At 62.4% G+C, this 18745-nt stretch carries 16 protein-coding genes; 5 read left to right on the forward strand and 11 right to left on the reverse strand.

All coding sequences use genetic code 11. The features are described 5' to 3' along the window. Positions 1-26: 26 nt before the first annotated feature. Positions 27-1481 (forward strand): glutamate synthase subunit beta, encoded by a 1455-nt coding sequence (locus NKI17_RS11090; RefSeq protein ID WP_352796639.1) that lies wholly within the window; start codon positions 27-29, stop codon positions 1479-1481. Positions 1482-1503: 22 nt separating this feature from the next. Here NKI17_RS11090 and NKI17_RS11095 read toward each other — a convergent pair whose 3' ends face one another. Continuing rightward, on the reverse strand, positions 1504-2751 hold the full coding sequence (locus tag NKI17_RS11095; protein WP_352796642.1) for an SGNH/GDSL hydrolase family protein: 1248 nt from the start codon (positions 2749-2751) through the stop codon (positions 1504-1506). 26 nt (positions 2752-2777) lie between these two features. Further along, the gene (locus tag NKI17_RS11100; RefSeq protein ID WP_023675386.1) at positions 2778-4004 is read right to left on the reverse strand and encodes a lytic murein transglycosylase; all 1227 of its coding nucleotides are present in this window, start codon (positions 4002-4004) and stop codon (positions 2778-2780) included. A gap of 207 nt (positions 4005-4211) precedes the next feature. On the opposite strand from NKI17_RS11100, the gene galU reads away from it, so the two are divergent. After that, on the forward strand, positions 4212-5117 hold the full coding sequence (gene galU / locus NKI17_RS11105) for a UTP--glucose-1-phosphate uridylyltransferase GalU (protein ID WP_023675387.1): 906 nt from the start codon (positions 4212-4214) through the stop codon (positions 5115-5117). Positions 5118-5249: 132 nt separating this feature from the next. Here the strand turns inward: galU and NKI17_RS11110 are convergent, their stop codons facing one another. Then, positions 5250-7016 carry an outer membrane beta-barrel protein gene (locus NKI17_RS11110; protein ID WP_352905929.1) on the reverse strand — a complete coding sequence of 589 codons (1767 nt, stop codon included), beginning with the start codon at positions 7014-7016 and terminating at the stop codon, positions 5250-5252. Positions 7017-7166: 150 nt separating this feature from the next. On the opposite strand from NKI17_RS11110, the gene NKI17_RS11115 reads away from it, so the two are divergent. Then, positions 7167-8168 carry a KpsF/GutQ family sugar-phosphate isomerase gene (locus NKI17_RS11115; RefSeq protein ID WP_352568315.1) on the forward strand — a complete coding sequence of 334 codons (1002 nt, stop codon included), beginning with the start codon at positions 7167-7169 and terminating at the stop codon, positions 8166-8168. Positions 8169-8175: 7 nt separating this feature from the next. Here the strand turns inward: NKI17_RS11115 and NKI17_RS11120 are convergent, their stop codons facing one another. From NKI17_RS11120 to NKI17_RS11155, 8 genes are all read right to left on the reverse strand, one after another. Beyond that, positions 8176-8640, reverse strand: coding sequence for an NfeD family protein (locus tag NKI17_RS11120; RefSeq protein ID WP_352568141.1), 465 nt, complete (start codon positions 8638-8640; stop codon positions 8176-8178). A 10-nt stretch (positions 8641-8650) separates the two neighbouring features. Then, on the reverse strand, positions 8651-9601 hold the full coding sequence (locus tag NKI17_RS11125) for an SPFH domain-containing protein (RefSeq protein ID WP_352568140.1): 951 nt from the start codon (positions 9599-9601) through the stop codon (positions 8651-8653). A gap of 131 nt (positions 9602-9732) precedes the next feature. After that, positions 9733-10797, reverse strand: coding sequence for a ferrochelatase (hemH, locus tag NKI17_RS11130; RefSeq protein ID WP_023675392.1), 1065 nt, complete (start codon positions 10795-10797; stop codon positions 9733-9735). A gap of 151 nt (positions 10798-10948) precedes the next feature. Continuing rightward, a complete protein-coding gene (locus NKI17_RS11135; RefSeq protein WP_352905931.1) occupies positions 10949-12976 on the reverse strand; it encodes a 5'-nucleotidase C-terminal domain-containing protein in 2028 nt (675 codons plus the stop codon). A gap of 187 nt (positions 12977-13163) precedes the next feature. Beyond that, positions 13164-13538, reverse strand: a complete 375-nt coding sequence (omp10, locus tag NKI17_RS11140) for an outer membrane lipoprotein Omp10 (RefSeq protein ID WP_023675394.1) — start codon at positions 13536-13538, stop codon at positions 13164-13166. A 186-nt stretch (positions 13539-13724) separates the two neighbouring features. After that, positions 13725-15170, reverse strand: coding sequence for a homospermidine synthase (locus tag NKI17_RS11145; RefSeq protein WP_352905933.1), 1446 nt, complete (start codon positions 15168-15170; stop codon positions 13725-13727). A 122-nt stretch (positions 15171-15292) separates the two neighbouring features. Then, a complete protein-coding gene (locus NKI17_RS11150) occupies positions 15293-16531 on the reverse strand; it encodes a hypothetical protein (RefSeq protein ID WP_352905935.1) in 1239 nt (412 codons plus the stop codon). A gap of 158 nt (positions 16532-16689) precedes the next feature. Beyond that, on the reverse strand, positions 16690-17739 hold the full coding sequence (locus NKI17_RS11155) for a LacI family DNA-binding transcriptional regulator (RefSeq protein WP_352905937.1): 1050 nt from the start codon (positions 17737-17739) through the stop codon (positions 16690-16692). A gap of 197 nt (positions 17740-17936) precedes the next feature. Here NKI17_RS11155 and NKI17_RS11160 point away from each other — a divergent pair, with 197 nt between their 5' ends. Both NKI17_RS11160 and NKI17_RS11165 read left to right on the forward strand, forming a co-directional pair. Further along, positions 17937-18134, forward strand: coding sequence for a hypothetical protein (locus NKI17_RS11160; RefSeq protein ID WP_352698588.1), 198 nt, complete (start codon positions 17937-17939; stop codon positions 18132-18134). A gap of 143 nt (positions 18135-18277) precedes the next feature. Beyond that, positions 18278-18721, forward strand: a complete 444-nt coding sequence (locus NKI17_RS11165) for a DUF6640 family protein (protein WP_352568134.1) — start codon at positions 18278-18280, stop codon at positions 18719-18721. Positions 18722-18745: the final 24 nt, after the last annotated feature.

Here is an 18745-nt window from a genome sequence, read left to right on the forward strand (position 1 = left end):
GCCTTCCGGACAGTAGGGACTGGACTATGGGCAAGGTAACAGGGTTTCTCGAGATCGACCGGCAGGTGCACAAGTACCAGCCGGCTTCCGACCGCATCCGGCATTTCCGCGAGTTCACGCTGCCGATGTCGGACAAGGAGGTCGAGAAACAGGCCGCTCGGTGCATGGATTGCGGCATTCCGTATTGCCATGGACCGACCGGCTGCCCGATCCACAACCAGATCCCGGACTGGAACGACCTCGTCTACAATGGCGACTGGGAAAACGCGATCCGCAACCTGCATTCGACCAACAATTTTCCGGAATTTACCGGCCGCATCTGCCCCGCACCTTGCGAGGAAGCCTGTACGCTGAACCTCGAGGATATTCCGGTCGCCATCAAGACGATCGAGCAGGCGATTGCCGACAAAGCCTATGAAACCGGCCATATCCGGCCCTATCCGCCGGAACGGAAGACCGGCAAGCGCGTCGCGATCATCGGCTCGGGGCCGGCAGGCATGGCGGCTGCCCAGCAACTCGGCCGCGCAGGCCATGACGTTCACGTCTATGAGCGCGAGAGCCGGCCGGGCGGGCTGATGCGCTACGGCATCCCCGATTTCAAGATCGAGAAGCATTATATCGACCGGCGCATCGAGCAGATGCAGGGCGAAGGTGTCAGCTTCCATTGCGGCGTCAATGTCGGCGTCGACAAGCCGGTCGCCGAACTGCTCGCCGAATATGATGCCGTGCTCTATTGCGGCGGTTCCGAAACGCCGCGCCCGGCCAACATCCCGGGCGACGATCTCGACGGCGTGCACGACGCCATGCCCTATCTGGTGCAGCAGAACAAGCGTATCGGCGGCGAGCCGATCCAGTCGGTCGCATGGCCGTCGCGCCCGATCGTCGCCGGCGGCCAGCATGTCGTCGTCGTCGGCGGCGGCGACACTGCCTCAGACTGCGTCGGCACCGCCTTCCGCCAGGGCGCGGTGCGCGTCACCCAGCTCGACATCCGGCCGCAGCCGCCGGAAAGGGAAGACAAGCTGTCGGTCTGGCCCTACTGGGCGACCAAGATGCGCACGTCATCGTCGCAGGCCGAAGGCGCCGAGCGCGAATTCCAGGTGGCGACGCTTGAATTCATCGGCGAGGACGGCCAGCTGACCGGGGTCAAATGCTGCGAGGTCGACGAAAAGCGCAAGCCAATCGCCGGCACCGAATTCGTCATCCGCGCCGATCTCGCGTTCATCGCCATCGGCTTTGCCGGGCCAGCCGCTCGCGGGCCGGTCTCGGAACTCGACGGGCAGATGAAGATCGTCACCGACAGCCGCCGTTCGAAGAATGTCGAGGCCAATGACCGGGACTACAGGACCAGCGTCGAAAGGCTCTATGCGGCGGGCGACGTGCGGCGCGGCCAGTCGCTGGTCGTCTGGGCGATCCGCGAGGGTCGCCAGGCGGCGCGCGCCATGGACGAGGCGCTGATGGGATCGAGCGTGCTGCCGCGCTGAGCCCGTTCCGAAGAGGTTCTGTTTACTGGCGGATCGCCGTCGTCGTATCGGATGCGGCCGCCGTCGCAGGTTGTGTCTTGGGCGGCCAGGAGAAGTCATCGGCGCGGCCCGGTGAGGCGTCGGGCGCCTTGCCCTCGACGATCAGCCTTTCGCCCGGCAAATTCTTGTCAGCTTTTGCCGGCGGGGCGGCGCCGAGAAGTTCCGAGCCGCCGTCCAGCGCCGGATCGCTGAGCAGCATCGGCACGGTGCGATCGACAGCTATCGGTGCGGCAGCAGGTGACGGCGCCTCGACGGGAGCGCCGGCCGGGGCAGAAGCCGGGACCACGCTTCCCGGCGCGGCCAGCCCAAGGATCTTCATCAGCGGCTTTTCGGTATAGAAGGCGAGCTTGCGCTTGCCGGCCTTCGACATGTTGATGCCGTCGTCGGAGCGCAGGCGCACCGATTGGCCGTTGATGTCCGGTCCGCTGGTGATGAAGGCGCCGTTCTCGTCGACGAACCCGTCCCAGACGTCGACGAATTCGCCGCCGTGGCTTTCGGTGGACGAGCGGAAGATGTCGTTGAAGGCCAGCATGTCGGAGGTCATTTTCGAGACCCGGAAGGCCGGCATGCCAACCCACAGATACGGCACCTTGGTTGCTGCGATGGCCTTGCCGAACGCTTCGGTCCGGCGCTCGTATTCCTTGGTCCAGTTTTCGGATCGCGGCTGCTCGCGCACATCGCCGACGCGCATCTGCTGCCGGTCGTTGGATCCGAGCATGACGACGACGGCTGCCGGTTTTTCGGCGGCGATCAGCGACTTGACCTGGTCTGGCCAGTTGTAGACATCGTCACGCACGAAGCCGGACGATCCGTTGGCACGGACGACGATCCTGACGCCGGTGTTCTCGGCAAAGGCGGCGTCGAGCCCCTCAGCCAGCCCAGACGCCATGAAATCGCCGACCACCAGAACGACGCGTGCATCCGGCGCCTTCTCGGCCACCGGGGTTGTCGGGCCGGCCGGCGGCGGCCGGCGAACTGACCGGGGCTTTCTCAGCTTGGGCCTGGGCTTTGTTCTCTGGAATTCTCTCTGGAATTCGGGCGGCGGCTGCTCAAACCGCTCGCTTCTGCGCGGAAACAACAGGTCGCGCAGCGACCAGCCACGACTTTCCGGCTCCTGCGCCATGGCCGAGGTATGAAAGGCACTGGCTGCGCCCACTGCCAGAACGGCGATCGCCAGAACCAGGATCGGCACGCGACGAACGATTAACCGGATGCGCGCAGCCGAAACCAATCACCCTCTCCATCCCGCAACCGGCTCTAGTTCTGCCTGAGCCATTTGAGCACTTCCTTGCTCGGATACCCGTCCTGGGTCAAGCCGGCCTTTGCCTGGAAGGCCATGATGGCGGTTTTCGATCCGTCACCGATCTTGCCGTCGAACTTGCCGTCGTAATAGCCGTGCTCGGAAAGTCGCTTCTGAAGCTCCTGCCTTTCCTCGAAGGAGAGCTTGGTAAACGGTCGCTTCCAGTCCTGCACAAGCCCGCCATAGCCGGCAATTTCGTCGGCAAGAAGGCCCACGGCGAGCGCATATTTGTCGGCATTGTTGTAACGCTTGATGACCGAGAAATTCTTGATCATCAGGAAAGCCGGCCCGCCGCGGCCGCCGGGCAGCTTCAACGTCGCCTTGTCCGCACCGTTCTTGAACGGCTTGCCGTTGGCACGGCTGACCCCCAGCGCCTGCCATTGCGACAGCGACTTCGAGCCTCCGGGCAGCTTCTTGCCGTCCGGAAGGCTGACCTCATAACCCCAGGTCTTGCCTGCTTGCCAGCCGTTCTTCCTCAGCAAATTGGCGGCTGTCGCCAGTGCGTCGGGAATCGAATTCCAGATGTCGCGCTTGCCGTTGCCGTCCATATCGACCGCATAGGACTGGTAGCTGGTGGGGATGAACTGGGTATGGCCCATCGCGCCGGCCCATGAGCCGCTGAGATGGCTTTCGTCGATGTCGCCGGTCTGCAGGATCTTCAGCGCCGCGATCAGCTGGGTGCGGGCAAATTTCGCTCGCTTCGGGTCGGCATAACCAAGCGTCGCCAGCGAGCGCACCACATTGCGCATGATATCATCGCGCTTGAGGGTTTCGCCGTAGTTCGATTCCATAGACCAGATGGCCAGCAGGATGTAGCGGTCGACGCCGTATCTTGCCTCGATCCTGTCCAGCCAAGGCTTCCATTTCCTTGCCATCTGCTGGCCGACGGCGACCGACTGGTCATGGACGCGGTTGTCGAAATAATCCCAAGCGGGTGCGGTGAATTCGGGTTGAGTACGGGCCTTTTCCAGCACCACCGGGTCAGCATCGTTGATGCCCTTGAATGCCTGGTCGTAGACGGAGCCGGAAACGCCGCTCGCCACGGCGGTAGCACGGAAGCTGGCGACCCATTGGCGGAAGCCGGCATCGGCAAAAGCCGACCCGCTGGGCATGAGCAAGGCAAGCGAGAGGCTGGCGGCCGTCAGGACGCTGGTGAAGCGCCTTGCGGCGTTGCGAACGGACATCTTTTCCTCCTTCTTCATCTCAGGAAGACTATTCATCGCCGAACCCGGTTAGCATTTGGTTTACCATAGGTGTCGTCCGGGGTGAAAAGATGCGTCAATGCTTTACCAGCTGAGATTTCTGACCCGCCGTTCAGTAATCCTCGATTTCGGCATGAAAATGTCTCGAATCGGGATTGCCGAACAGTCATGCAAATGGATAATTGGCACATGAAGAGAGTTCGCAAGGCAGTGTTCCCGGTTGCCGGTCTCGGCACGCGCTTTCTCCCCGCCACCAAGGCCATTCCCAAGGAAATGCTGACTGTCGTCGACAGGCCGGTCATCCAGTATGTGGTCGATGAGGCGCGCGAAGCCGGGATCGAGCATTTCATCTTTGTGACCGGCCGCAACAAGGCGGTCATCGAGGATCACTTCGATGTCCAGTTCGAGCTCTACGACACGCTTGCGCAGCGCGGCAAGGACGACCAGCTCGCCCGCCTGCAGCGGCTGCAGCCGGCGCCGGGGCAGACCAGCTTCACCCGCCAGCAGGTACCGCTCGGCCTTGGTCACGCCGTCTGGTGCGCGCGCGAGCTCGTCGGCGACGAGCCCTTTGCGCTGCTGTTGCCCGACATGATCATGCAGTCGGAAAAAAGCTGCATGAAGGACATGGTCGAGCTTTACGCCGAGACCGGCAACAACATCGTCGCCGTGCAGGAATGCGATCCGGCCGAGGCGCACAAATACGGCATTGTCGGCCGCGGCGAGGACGCGCATCACGGTTTCCGCATCACCGGCATGGTGGAAAAGCCGAAGACCGGCACGGCGCCGTCGAACCTCTACATCAACGGGCGCTATATCCTGCAGCCGGAGATATTCAAGATACTCGAAGGTCAGGAAAAAGGCGCCGGCAACGAGATCCAGCTCACCGATGCAATGCTGAAGCTGCAGAAGCAACAGTCCTTCTACGGCTACCACTACCGCGGGCGGACGTTCGACTGCGGCTCGCCCGAAGGCTTCGTCGAGGCCAACGTTGCCTTCGCACTGTGGCGCAGAGACATGAATGCCAGCATGGCCGGTGTCATTCGCACGCTTCTCGACGAACTCGCGCCGTCAGAACGCCGCGGCGTAGCCTTGTAGTTTCAACACCGGTTGCCGCGCTGATCGGCTAAAGCGCGCCGCGTTCGACCGGCCTCATGCGACGCGCTTTAGGTTCTTGTTTTACGCAAGTCGTTATCGCAAAACCGCTGCACACTTTTGCGCGACATGCATTTAGCGCTGCAACTTCAAGCCGACGAAGATACTGTTGGCCGTGTAGTCGCGCCCAACCAGGTTGCTGGTCAGTTTTTCAGTCCTGGCGCGGGTGGTGAGCCCGGTGTAGCGGTTCAGCCACCACGTCAGCCCAGCCTCGGCGCTCAGCGTCAAATCATGATCGTCGGAGCCGGTATAGTCGCGCCATTCAAGGCCGAGAGCGGCATTTCCGGTCAGGTTGGCGCGGATCTGCCGCTCGCCGGTGAGGCTGCCGGAATAGAGCATGTCGCCGCTTTCGCCCGCATTCGTCGTGTTCTCGGCGGTCGTCTGTGCGGTGAGCCCGATCGTGGTGCCGCGTTCCGGCGACCATTTGAGATCGGCATTGACCGTCGCGCCCGAAATAGCCGGCAGGGCATCGTCGTCGATAGCTTCGCGCAGCCAGCCGACCGAGAACTCGCCGCTAAGCTTCTCGCGGAGATCGAGCTCGACGCCGGCCCGTGCGCCAAGCCTGGTCGAGGAGCGCTGGAAGCCGTTTGGATCGACGCGCAAATCATAAGCGCGCCGGCCGATCTCGATTTCGGTGAACGGGGTGATGGCAGGCGAGATCTCGTAACCGGTACGCAAAATGGCCGTGTAGAGCGTCGAGTCGCGGCCCTTCTGCGACAGCGATCCGCCCGACGAAAGCTTGGCGTCGCCAAAGATGTCGTGCTCGACCGCGCCAGTCAGCGCGAAGCGCATTTTGCCGGCATCCTTCTCGACGGCGAGACTGCCGTTCACGGTCTGGCGCACCGGCTGGCCAACGGCGCCGACGACCGCGTCCGGCGCCGAGGCCGATTCGGGCAAGGCCTCATAGCCCAGCTTGGCGATGGCGCGCAGATCATTGTCGAGATCGATGTTGAGTGTGCCGTCGACGCGGCCTTGCGCCTCGTGAATGTCATAGCCGGACAAGGTTTCGCGGAAGATGCCATAGCCCTCAACCGTCGCCGAATTCTCCCGCCAGTCGGAGACGGCGTTGAAGCGCAGCGTCGTTTCCGACAGCAAGGCCGGCTTGCCGAGGCTGCTCGAATCGGCGTTTGTCGAAGACGTCAGGCCTTGCTCGAGCGTCGGCCGGATCACGAAGGAGCCGAGCTTGATGCCGGTGGCGGCGAACGGGTCGTCCTCGTTCTTGTTGTCCTGGCCTTCGATGGCTTCGGTGCGCTCGGCGCCAGGGTCGAGCTTGAGCCTCTCGGCGGAATCGATGGTGACGGCACGGCGGTTGACCGTATCCTGCTCGTCTATGGCGGCGGTATCGGCGTCGTCGGTCGCCGCCGCGGCTGCAGTCGCGGTTCTCTTGCGCTTCTGGCTGTCAGCGGTCTCGTCTTCGGCGTTGGCCGCATTGGCGGCGCGTTGCGTCGCGCTTGGCCGCCGTCGGGGGGGCGGAGCAGGGTTGTCGGGAAATGGATCGCCGATGGCCGCTGGTTGATCGAAAGTGCCGCCGGTTTTGGCCGCCTCGCCCGTGCCGTCGTCAGGCAACGCCCCTTGGCTGGCCGGGCGATAGGTAGGCAGCGGCGTATTGTCGTTGGCGGTTGCAGCAGCCTGTGCGGCTTGGGTTCCGGCTATGCTCGATTGCCTGATCTTGTACTGCTGGTCGTCCAGGATTGTCGATTCCGAAACCTCGCCGCGCAGCTCGGTTTCCTGGGCGCAAAGCAGTGCCGGCCGCGACAACGCAAAGACACTGGTTGCCAGCAGCAAAGCGCAAACCGCCTTGCCCTTTCGTCCCATTTTGTTTTGAGGCTGAAACCCGGACATCGGCACCACTGCTTGCGCGGCGCACGCGCGCCATACTTACGAAACCGTAAATGGGGATGGTTAACGGAGCGTTGAGGCATGGCCCGTCAGGAGGTTCGGGACGGCAATTCCGTTGGACAGGCGCGCGCCGAAGCGCTAATCGCATCGTCCATGGACGTGAAATCCCCAGACAGGAAGCGGCATGACGGGCAGGCCGCGATTGCCTCGGCGCTGAGAACCGTGGCGACGGAGCAGGCCGGCGTCGCGGCACTGGCAGACGCTCTCGAAAACGGGCTGGCCGAGCCGTTCGCACGAGCCGTCGGCATGGTGTCGCAGATCGATGGCCGCGTCATCGTCACCGGGGTCGGCAAAAGCGGCCATATCGGCTCGAAGATCGCCGCAACGCTCGCCTCGACCGGCACGCCGGCCTTCTTCGTCCACCCTGCCGAAGCCAATCACGGCGACCTTGGCATGATCGCCAGAAACGACGCCATAATCGCGCTTTCGTGGTCGGGCGAAAGCCTTGAGCTCAAGGGCATCATCGCCTATTCGAGGCGCTTCTCGATCCCGCTGGTCGCGGTCACCGCGGGTGAAAAATCGGCTCTGGCGCGCGCGGCCGACGTTGTGCTTCTGCTGCCGCGAGCACCGGAAGCCTGCCCGCACGGGCTTGCGCCGACGACCTCGACACTATTGCAAATGGTGATGGGCGATGCGCTGGCCATCGCGCTCCTCGAGGCACGCGGCTTCACCCCGGACCATTTCCGCACGTTCCATCCCGGCGGCCAGCTCGGAGCCAACCTGACGCAGATCCGCGAGATCATGCATGTCGGCGACAGGCTGCCGCTGGTGTCGTCAGGTACCGGCATGCGCGAGGCAATCCTCGAATTGTCGCGCAAGGGGTTTGGCTGCGTGGCCGTGACTGCCGCGGACGGCAAGCTGATCGGCATCATCACCGATGGCGACATCAGGCGCCATATCGGCAGCGATCTCCTGGCAATGAGCGTCGATCAGGTGATGACCAAAGAGCCGAAAATGGCCGCGCCCGACACGCTTGTTGCGACGGCGCTGCAGACGATCAACGACTCGGCTATCACCAGCCTGATGGTGGTCGAAGGCAGGCGGCCGATCGGGCTCGTCCATCTGCACGACCTGCTGCGCATCGGTGCTGCCTAGCGGGCTTCTAGACCGCCTCGACCGTCAGTTCCAGGTCGGTATCAGCGGCGCCCGTCACGCGCACTTGCGTGCCGGCCGGCAGGTCAGGGCCGGAGACGCGCCACAACGTGTCGCCCAGCTTTATGCGGCCGCGCCCGTCCTTGATCGGCTCGGCAAGGGTCGCCGTCCGGCCGACCATCTGTGCGCCGCGACGGTTGAGCAGGGGCTGGTCGGTTTCATCATGGCGCCCGCCCACCAGCCGCTTGCCGACATAGGCCGAGACCAGCGACAGCGCGAGGAAGGCGAGGACCTGGACTTGCCAGGTCCAGAAACCGGCATCCCAGACGAGCAGTGAGACGACGCCGATCAACAGCGCGGCAATGCCGATCCACAGCATGAAAATGCCCGGCGCGATGACCTCCATTACCAGCAGGACGAAGCCGAGGACCATCCAGCTCCACGGGCCGAGTTCAGAAACAATGCGGTCGAGCATGGCTGTGGCCTCAGGTTTCGCTCGGACGAACGACCGGCGGGCGGGCGGCCTGTCGTGCGGCACCGGCGGTGCCTTCGCTTCGGAAAACTTCCTTGGCGATTTCGCCAATACCGCCGAGCGTGCCGATCAGCGATGAGGCCTCCATCGGCATCAGCACGAGTTTGCTATTTGTCGCTGAGCCGATCTTGGTCAGCGCTTCGGTGTATTTCAGCGCGACGAAGTAGTTGAGCGCCTGCACGTCGCCTTTGGAAATCGCCTCCGACACCACCTGCGTGGCGCGTGCTTCAGCCTCGGCCGAGCGCTCGCGCGCCTCGGCATCGCGGAAGGCGGCTTCCTTGCGGCCTTCGGCCTCCAGGATCTGCGATTGCTTGAGGCCTTCGGCGGCGAGGATCTGCGCGCGCTTATTGCGCTCGGCCATCATCTGTCGGCCCATCGATTCGACGAGATTGGCCGGCGGGTTGATGTCCTTGATCTCGACACGAGTGATCTTGATGCCCCAGGGGTGCGCCGCCTCGTCAACGACGCGCAGCAGGCGCTCGTTGATGGCGTCGCGGTTCGACAAAAGTTCGTCGAGGTCCATCGAGCCCATCACGGTGCGGATGTTGGTCATCGTGAGATTGAGAATCGCATTCTGCAGGCCGGAGACCTGGTAGGCGGCCTGCGCCGCGTTGAGCACCTGATAGAAGGCGATGCCATCAACGGCAACGGTGGCATTGTCGCGGGTGATGATCTCCTGCGTCGGAACGTCGAGCACCTGCTCCATCATGTTCATCTTGGCGCCGACACGGTCGACGAAAGGCACGATCAGGTTGAGGCCTGGGTTCAATGTCTTGGTGTAACGGCCAAAACGTTCGACGGTATAATTATAGCCTTGCGGAATTGTTCGGATGCCCTTGATAAGCACCAGCACGACAAGGGCGACAAGAACAAGAAGCGCGATATCAAAACCACTGAAACCCATTTGGCTCTCCCCTCAAAGGCCGGCCATGTTGGATATTCCACGCGACCGATTCCCATCAAACACTTAAGTGTGTTTCAGCAATGTTACAATCAGGTGATCACGGATTGCGGGTGCATAGACGGGTGATCTGTTCAGGCCCAGCCGGACAGCTCGCGCCGCACCATCGCCTCGATCACCGCCATGCCCTCGGCACTGTCGTTGAGGCAAGGGATGTGTGCGAACTTTTCGCCGCCGGCATGATGGAAGGTCTCGGACGCTTCCCTGCCGATCTCGTCCAGCGTCTCGATGCAGTCGACGGAAAATCCTGGATTGACGATGGCGACCGATTTCACGCCTTCGCGCCCTAGTCTTTCGACCGTCTTGTCGGTGTAGGGCTGCAGCCACTCCTGCGCGCCGAAGCGCGACTGGAAGGTGGTAATCAGCTTGTTTTCATCCCAGCCGAGCTTTTCGCGCAGCAGTCGGGTCGTCTCGAGGCAATGGGCCTGGTAGGGGTCGCCCTTGTCGGAATAGGGTTTCGGAATGCCGTGATAGGAAGCGATGACAATTTCCGGTTCGAATCCGAGGCTCGCCAGATGCTTTTCGATCGAACGGGCGAGCGCCTCGATATAGGCCGGCTCGTTGTAATAGGGTGGCACGCTGCGAATGGCCGGGGCGCGGCGCATCTTCATCAGCGCGCGAAACAGCTGGTCGTTGGCAGTCGCAGTCGTCGTCGCCGAATATTGCGGATAGAGCGGGAAAGACAGGATGCGGTCGCAGCCTTGCTCGACCAGTCTCTCGGCCACGCTCTCGGTCGAAGGGTTGCCGTAGCGCATCGCCCAGTCGACGACGACATTGGGTAGCTCGCCGAGCGCGAGCCCGAGCTTCTCGGCCTGGGCGCGGGTGTAGGTTCGCAGCGGCGACTCGTTGCGCTCCCGGTTCCATATCCTGGCATAGTTGGCCCCTGATTTCTTCGGCCGGGTGGTGAGGACCACGCCGTAGAGGATCGGATACCAGATCGCCTTGTTGAGCTCGATGACGCGCGGATCGGACAGGAACTCCCGGAGATAGCGCCACATCGGCTTGAAGCCGGTGCCGTCCGGGGTGCCGAGATTGATCAGCATGACACCGACCTTGCCGGTCCTGACCAGAGGGCGCCCTGCCGACGGCGAGGCGGCAGTCTTCTCGGCTTTGATTTCAGCAGGGTTGGCAAGCGTCATGAGGTTCTCCAACACCGCGAACCAACGATGCCGCGGCGAAAGTAGCGATGCCGCGCCGGTTTTCAAATGCTGCGTCTGGCCGCACCTTATCCCAGAAATGCAACACCCGCCCGGTCTGCCGGGCGGGGTGCATTGCGTTCCTGCGGCCGGATTACTTCGAGGCCGCCGGGATCGTCAAGGTTGCGCCGACCGGAAGGCGGCGTGGCTCGTAGGCTTTGTTGGCATCGGAGATTATTTTCCATTTGGTGCCGTCGCCATAAGCCTTCACCGCGAGATCCCAATAGGTATCGCCGGCGACGATTACATGGCTGCTTTCGGCCGGTGCCGGCCCAGCCGGAGCAGGGGTCGCCGGAGCCGGTGTGGCCGGAGCCGCAGGTGCCGCCGGCTGGGCCGGCTCGGCGGGTGCGGGTGCCGGCGCTGTTTCAGCCGGGACGGCCGGCGGCGTCTTGGAAATGTCGCCAGAGCCGGCCGGCATTTCGGGCATTGCCGGCTCAGCAGGCTTTGCCGGCGCAGCCTCAGCAGGTTTTGGCGGTTCGGCAGGGTTGGCAGGTTCTGCGGCCGGGGCCACGGTCGCGGCGATCTCGGTGATGCGGCCGTCGAGCTTCGGCGTATAGGACCGGTGCGCGCCTAGGTAGTCGGCGACGACCTGTTCCAGCCCCGGGCCGTAATCATAAGCGTTCTTGGCCTTCTCGGCGAACACCTTGTAGCCGTCGCCGCCCTGGCGGACATAGTTGTTGGTGGCGACCAGGTAATCCTTGTCCGGCTTAATCGGCGTCCAGGCGCCGCCTTCCATGACCTCGACCGATTTGACGCGTCCGTTAGGCGGCGCCGATTTGTCGAACGCATATTTCAGGCCGGCAACCTGCGGGAAGCGCCCGGCGCCGTCCTCGACCTGGCTGAGGCCGCTTTCGAGGCCGGCAACCAAATCCTTGCCGGAGATCTGGAAGGTCGCCAGCGTGTTCTGAAACGGCAGGACGGTGAGAACCTCGCCCATGGTGACGGTGCCCTGGTCGATGGAGGCGCGCAAGCCGCCGCCATTCGAGATGACGATCTCGACACCTTGGCCCTTGACCCGGTCGAGGACGGCGTCGGAGACCAGATTGCCCATCTCGCATTCGCGGGCGCGGCAGTTTTCGCGACTGCCGTCGATCGCCTTGGTGGTCTCGGCGACTTCCTTGTTCTTCAAGGCCTCGATCGGCGCGCCGAGTTCCTTGATGCGGGCAAGCACGGCGGGGTCGGGCGTGATCGATTTGTCGAGATGGATGGGATCGCCGCTTGCCTCCTTGACGACGCCGTTGTCGTCGAACACGACCTTGAACTCGCCGAGATATTTCGAATAGGACGCCGCCTGCACGACCGGCACTTTGTAACCGTCCGGATTGTCGACCATCGTCGGATATGGGCCTTCCGCCTTGGGGTCGGTGTTGGACAGCAGCGAATGGCTGTGGCCGCCGACCACCACGTCGATGCCCGGGATCTTGGCGATCACGTCGCGCTCGCGCTTGTAGCCGATATGGGTGACCGCGATGATCTTGTTGACGCCCTCTCGCTTCAGTTTCTCGACCTCGGCGGTGATCGACTTGACGTCATCTTCAATGGCGATGTTCGGGCCAGGCGAGGCAAGCTCCGGCGTGTCGTTGGTGACCGCGCCGACAATGCCGATCTTCTGGCCGCCGACCTCGACCACGATCGACGGCTTGACGCGGTCGCCGAGCTTGGATTGCGCATTGGCCTTCACATTGGCGCCGAGCACCGGAAACTTGATCATGTCGAGGAACGGCGCCAGCGCCGACTCGCCATCGTCGAACTCATGGTTGCCAAGCGCCTCGGCGTCGAATTTCATCTGGTTGAGGAATTCGCCCTCGGTCTTGCCCTTGTAGGTCGTGTAGAAGAGCGAGCCCTGGAAATTGTCGCCGGCGCTGAGCAGCAGCACGTTCTGGCCCTCCAGCTTCTTGCGCTCCTGCGCAATCGCGGTGACCAGGCGGGCGGCACCGCCGACGCATTCGCCCTTGGTCTCCTCCTCGGCCGAGCAGGTCGATTCGTACTTGTTGTTGCTCTCGATGCGGCTGTGCCAGTCGTTGATGTGCAGGATGTTGAGCGTGTAGTCGGCAAAGGATACCCCAGCCGACAGGCCAAGCGCCGATGCCGACAGCGCGGCGATGGCAGCAATCTTCTTCATTCTCGTCTCCCGGGTGACTTGACCAGTGGCGTTAACGCTCTTGTTTGACTGGGATGTAACAGCCCTCTCAGGCCATGTTCACATCGCGTTTCAGTCGATGCAAGCTGAAATCGGCATCAGCTTTGCCGGCGCAAGAAGACGACGGCTTGAAGCCGCCGCCCTTGTGCAAAGTAAATTCGGAAGGATTTCAGGTGCGCCTGGTCAGCACAAAATTCTGTCCGCTCGCGCTGGTGCAATTGAGCTGGCTGGTGGAGACCATCAAGCAGTTGAAGCTGATTGGCGTCTGGCGGATCAGCGAAGTGCCATGGATCTCGACCGAGGTGCCGCCGGTCATGGTGTAGCTGCCATCGGCAAGCTTCTGGCCGGTATCGGTGGCGACGGTCGCGAAGCTGCCGCCCTTGAAGGTCGACAAGCCCGTGCCCTGCGCGTCGATCCAGGAGCCTTCAACCCCCTTGGCCGTGATCACCGGCGGCTCGCCTGAGCCGGTTGTCGTGCAGGCCGCCAACGCGACCGTAGCGGCCGCGGCAATGCCAGCCGAAAGCAGTCTTTGCGCAATCGTCATCTTCAAGATCCTCTCCTCTCGCATCGGCCCAAAATCGATCCGATTTTCGGAAAGCACGATGCGCACATTCAAAGTGCTAGAGCGTACTTTGTGCGTCCAAATGGACGCACGTCGCTCTAGGCCGCCCCTCTTCAATCGCCCGATTTCCGGGCGATTGCAAGCTGGCGGAGTGTCGAGGCAACGCTGCTATCGAACGAGGATGTTGCGGAATTGCCACGGGTCTTTGGTGTCGAGATCCTCGGGAAACAGACCAGGCCGATTGTCGAGCGGCGTCCAGTCGGTATAATAGCTCCTGACCGGCCCGAGATATGGGTTCTGCACGTCGAGGCAGCGCTTGTAATCCATCTCGTCGGCTTCGACGATGCCGGCCTCGGGATTTTCCAGCGCCCAGACCATGCCGGCCAGCACCGCCGACGTGACCTGCATGCCGGTGGCGTTCTGATAGGGCGCCAGCTTGCGCGCCTCGGCCAGCGACAGCTGCGAGCCGTACCAGTAGGCGTTCTTGGCGTGGCCGTAGAGCAGCACGCCGAGTTCGTCGACGCCATCGACCAGTTCATTTTCGTCGAGCACGTGATGCACGGGCTGAGCCTTGCCGGCGACACCGAACATCTCGTGCAGCGACAGCACGGCGTCGTTGCAGGGATGATAGGCGTAATGGCAGGTCGGCCGGTATTGCACCTTGCCCTTCTTGCCGCGCAGCGTGAAAAAATCGGCAATCGAGATCGCTTCGTTGTGTGTCACCAGGAAACCGTATTGCGGGCCGGGCGTCGGACACCATGTGCGCACGCGTGTATTGGCGCCGGGCTGCTCCAGATAGATCGCGGCCTTCGAACCGTTCTTGTGGCTTTTGGCGTTCTTCGGCATCCACGCCTCATGCGTGCCCCAGCCGAGCTCGGCCGGCTGCAGCCCTTCCGAAATGAAGCCTTCGACCGACCAGGTGTTCCAGAACACGTTCATCGGCTTGGGCTTCTTGGTGCGCTGGGTGTCGCGCTCGGCGATATGGATGCCCTTGACGCCGGCCTTCTTCATCAGCCTGGCCCAGCCTTCGCGATCGTGCTGCGCGGGTTCCGAGAAGTCGAGGCCAAGATCTGTGGCGAGATTGACCAGTGCCTGCTTGACGAACCACGAGACCATTCCCGGATTGGCGCCGCAGCACGAGATCGCCGTGGTGCCGCCCGGGTTCTTCGCGATTTCAGTACGTACGGTCTCGCGCAGCGCATAGTTGGTGCGTGAGGCGTTGTCGGCCTTTTCGTCGAAATAAAAGCCGAGCCAGGGCTCGACCACCGTGTCGATATAGAGGACACCAAGCTTGCGGCAGAGCTTCATCAACTCGAGCGAGGAAGTGTCGACCGACAGGTTGACGCAAAAGCCCTGGCCGCCGCCATTGGTCAAAAGCGGTGTCAGCAGCTTCTTGTAGTTCTTTTTGGTCACTGCATCCTGCATGAAAGTGATGCCGCGCTCGTCGAGCAATTTGCGGTCGGCGTCGCGCGGGTCGATGACCGTCATGCGCGACTTGTCGAATTTGAAATGGCGCTCGATCAGCGGCAGCGTTCCCCGTCCGATCGAGCCGAAGCCGATCATCACTACAGGGCCGGTGATCTCACCGTGAACGGGCCAGTTTTCATTCGCCATTTATCGATTACTCCCTCAAAAAACGCTTCGGAACAGCGGCTTGGCCGCGGCGCGACAAACCATAGATCATTGTCACAATAAAGCGAAAAGCGGACGGCCGGCCTCCCGCCGCGCCATCCCGGCTACGGCTCGACCAGTCTTGCGAATGCAGGCTTGAAGAGGTCACGTGCCTCGGAGACCGGCAGTTCCAGCAGATCGTCGGCGCAGGCCTGGATGGCATGCGGCAGGGTCTGGAGCCCGAAAACCAGAACCTGCTTGTCGCCCTCACGCCAGAGGCTGACCGCTAGATATTCGCCGATGAGATCGTCCATGCCGCATTCGGCTTCGTGATCGATATCGGTCTGATCGATCGATTTCTTGCGCCGCTGCTTGACCAAGGAGGCGAGGGAAGGACCGGGCTTGCCATCCACCGTATCCAAGAAAATGTCCTGAAGGCCAAGCAGGACGCCGCCCCGTACATCCATGATGTAGGCGTCCGAATAGTTGGTCGGATGCGCTCCGCCGCAGAAGATGCTGCCGGACTCCCGCCAGCTCATCAGCCGCGGAGTCAGCGAGGTCACTTCGAATGTGCTGTCCTCATAGCCTCCGAGGGTGCCGTCGTTTACACCGTCAATCGGCCCGCCTTCGTTGAAACCGGCATATTGCGCCGCCACGCAGCCCAGTGCGCCGATGTTTGCGCGCCAGTGCCTGTCTTGCAGCAGAGCATTCGCTGCCTCGATCGGAACGTCGCCGGACAGTTCGACAATGCGCGGCGTGGCGAACCTGGTGCGGGGGTCGACGACATAGCGGTAGGTTGCGTCCAGCCAACCAATCGTCTTGCCGTTATCGAGCTGAGTGTCCATCCGCAGATAGTCATAAGGGGACGTTTCCATGGTGAGCGGCGTGTCATTGCCGAAGAACTTCATGAAGCTGAAATCGTAGAGATCGAGCGGGCTGCTGGGCTCGTTCTCGGTCACTTGCCGACTTGCGACCCGTTCCAATCTGAGCGGCAGCGCCTTCTTTCCGTTCCAGCTGCCTTCAAGGGTCTTGCCGTTACTGGATGAGGCCAGGCGCCAGACGGCGGCGATCGGCGCGGCCTTTCCGTCATCGCAATTATCGGCGCCGCATGCCTCCTCCTCGGCCAGTTCGAACTTGCTGCCCTTCTGCAACCTGGCCTGCAGCGGTGTATCGACGCCCTTCGAGCGGTAGAAGTAGCGGCCGGCCAGCGGGCCGTCGGCGGTCGCGGGGTCGCCGGTGAATTCGACGACGATATCGCTTTTTCCAAGATTGCCGGCATAAGTCACCGGCTCCGCCTCAGCTGCTGTCGACAGTACCAGGATCGCGGCCATGAACGTGACCGGCCTGCCAAGATGCTGGATCATTGTTCCCCCAAGCCACAAGTTACAGTTGTCTTCCGCCGACAGTCACGGTCGGCTGTCAGGCCCTTACAGTCAAGTTGTGCCCCGTTCAGTGCCAGACGCTGCTCAGCGAAAAGACGCTGCCAGCGCCGCCCCAGATGCGGATGGCGCATCCGCCCGTTTCAGCGGACTTTTGCCCTCGGCCCGGCCGTGGAGGCTCGAACCACCAGTTCTACCGGCAGAACGACCTGGCGGGGGGCCTCATTGTCAAGAACCATTCGGGCGGCCAGCCTGCCTTTTCCGATCACGTCTTGCGCGACAGTGGTCATCGGAGGCGTGGTGCGTGCGGATTCAGCGGTGCCGTCAAAGCCGACGACCGATACGTGGCCCGGCACGTCTATGCCGCGGCGAACCGCCTCGTCCAGTATCGTGATTGCCTGCCAATCCGACATGGTCAGGATCGCGGTTGCTTCAGGCGCCCTGTCGAACACCACTGCTCCGGCAGATGGCTCGCCTGGGATCGTCTCGATGATCGGGACATCGTCGATCGACAAATTCGCCTCCGCCAAACCCTGTTTGAAACCGTCGAGCCTTTCATCGTCGAGCGGGAAGCCGGCCAGAAGCGGGCGCGTTGCCTGTCCGGGCATGTGGACAATCGGCGGGCCGGGAGTCCGGCGCACCGAAAGGATGGCAAAATGCCGGTGCCCCAGCCCGATCAAATGCCGGACGGCAGCAACCGCTCCACTCCTACCGTCGATCTTTATCGAATTGATGTCGGGACCCGCGTCGCTTTCGAGAATGACGAAGGGCAGACGCCGTCTCTGTACCGAAATTATGAGACCAATGTCGGCGCTGTGACCAAGGATAAAGCCGTCAACCAGCGCATCGCGGATGCTGGCGAAGCGCGTGTCATCGGTGCCGTTTACAAGGCTGAGCGTCGTTCCAGCCTCGTCGCAGGCGAGCGAAACGCCGAGCACCAGCTCACGGCCATAGGGGCTTCTCATCACTTCGGAGATGGCGTAGGCGCCAGGCGGCATGAACCCGATGGCATTGAACTTGCCGTCCCGCAGCAATCGTCCTTTCGGATCGGGGCCGCCAAACCCGAGCGCTCGCGCGGCCGCTTCGACGCGCTCGCGCAATTCGGGCCTGACCAGCTCCGGCCGGTTGAAGACGTTGGAGACAGTCCCCCGGGAAACTCCGGCAGCCTTGCCGACATCGGCTAGGGTTGGCATTGGCGATTCACTCGTTTTTCCTGAGGTAGACCATTTTTTGGAGCGCTCCAAGAAATTTATTGACTCAAAACCGAAATAGGCGGATCGTATTCCTTGGAGCGCTCCAAGGGCATATATTCGGATGTTCATGCGACTGCGACACCGAGAATCGTCAAATGGCGTGGCCCGCAGCGGCGGCCATGCCCAAGGAGAGGATGATGGCAGAAACCGATGCTTTTCCAGCTTCGCTCGTCGGCAAGACTTTCGACTGCGTTTTCGGCCCCTTCGTACCACGGCTGACGTTTTTCTCGCCGCAGGAATTGCATATCCAGGCGTCGATCGGGACCACCGAAATCGACGAGATGGTCAAGGTCGACCTGACCAGCGTACGCCCGAATCTCGTGCTCGCGAGTTAGACGGAGCAGAGCGGCAACTTCATCGTGCAGTTGCAGGATCACGAGAAGGGGATCGTCCATAATTATGCGCGGCTGGCCGATGGGCAGCTCTTCTGTGCCCAGGGTGCCATTCAAGTCGTTCCTGCATAAGGGAGGAAAATGCGATGGAACTCGCTTATGACAGTCATCTGCTTGCTCGAATTCTGCTAAGCGTCGCGACTGTGGGCTACGGTGTAGCGACGATCAAAGCCGACTTGAACGCCACACATGCAACCAATCCGTTGTGGACCCCACACGCCCGGTTTCATGTCGTCTGGCAGGTGCTGAGCTACACCGGAGTGGCGCTGATTGCGCTCGGACTTATCTGGATCAAGGGACAACTCGAAGCCGAGCGGCTCTATCTCGCCGGGGGATTGGCCGCGGCTATGTATGGAGCATTCTTCGCGGCCATGCTCTCGCGGCCGATCTATGGCGGCGTGCTGTATGACGAGAACGGCTATCTGCCGTTCCGGCCGCCGTTTGGACCGGCGGGCTGGCGGTGGGACGTCAACGTCACCGTCTTTACCGCGATGTCCGCGATCCTGCTGCTGGGCCTGGCTGCGATTTAGGGCAATTCCAGGAAAGGTGTGAAA

This window comes from Mesorhizobium sp. M0816 (assembly GCF_040320005.1).
Lineage (GTDB): Bacteria > Pseudomonadota > Alphaproteobacteria > Rhizobiales > Rhizobiaceae > Mesorhizobium.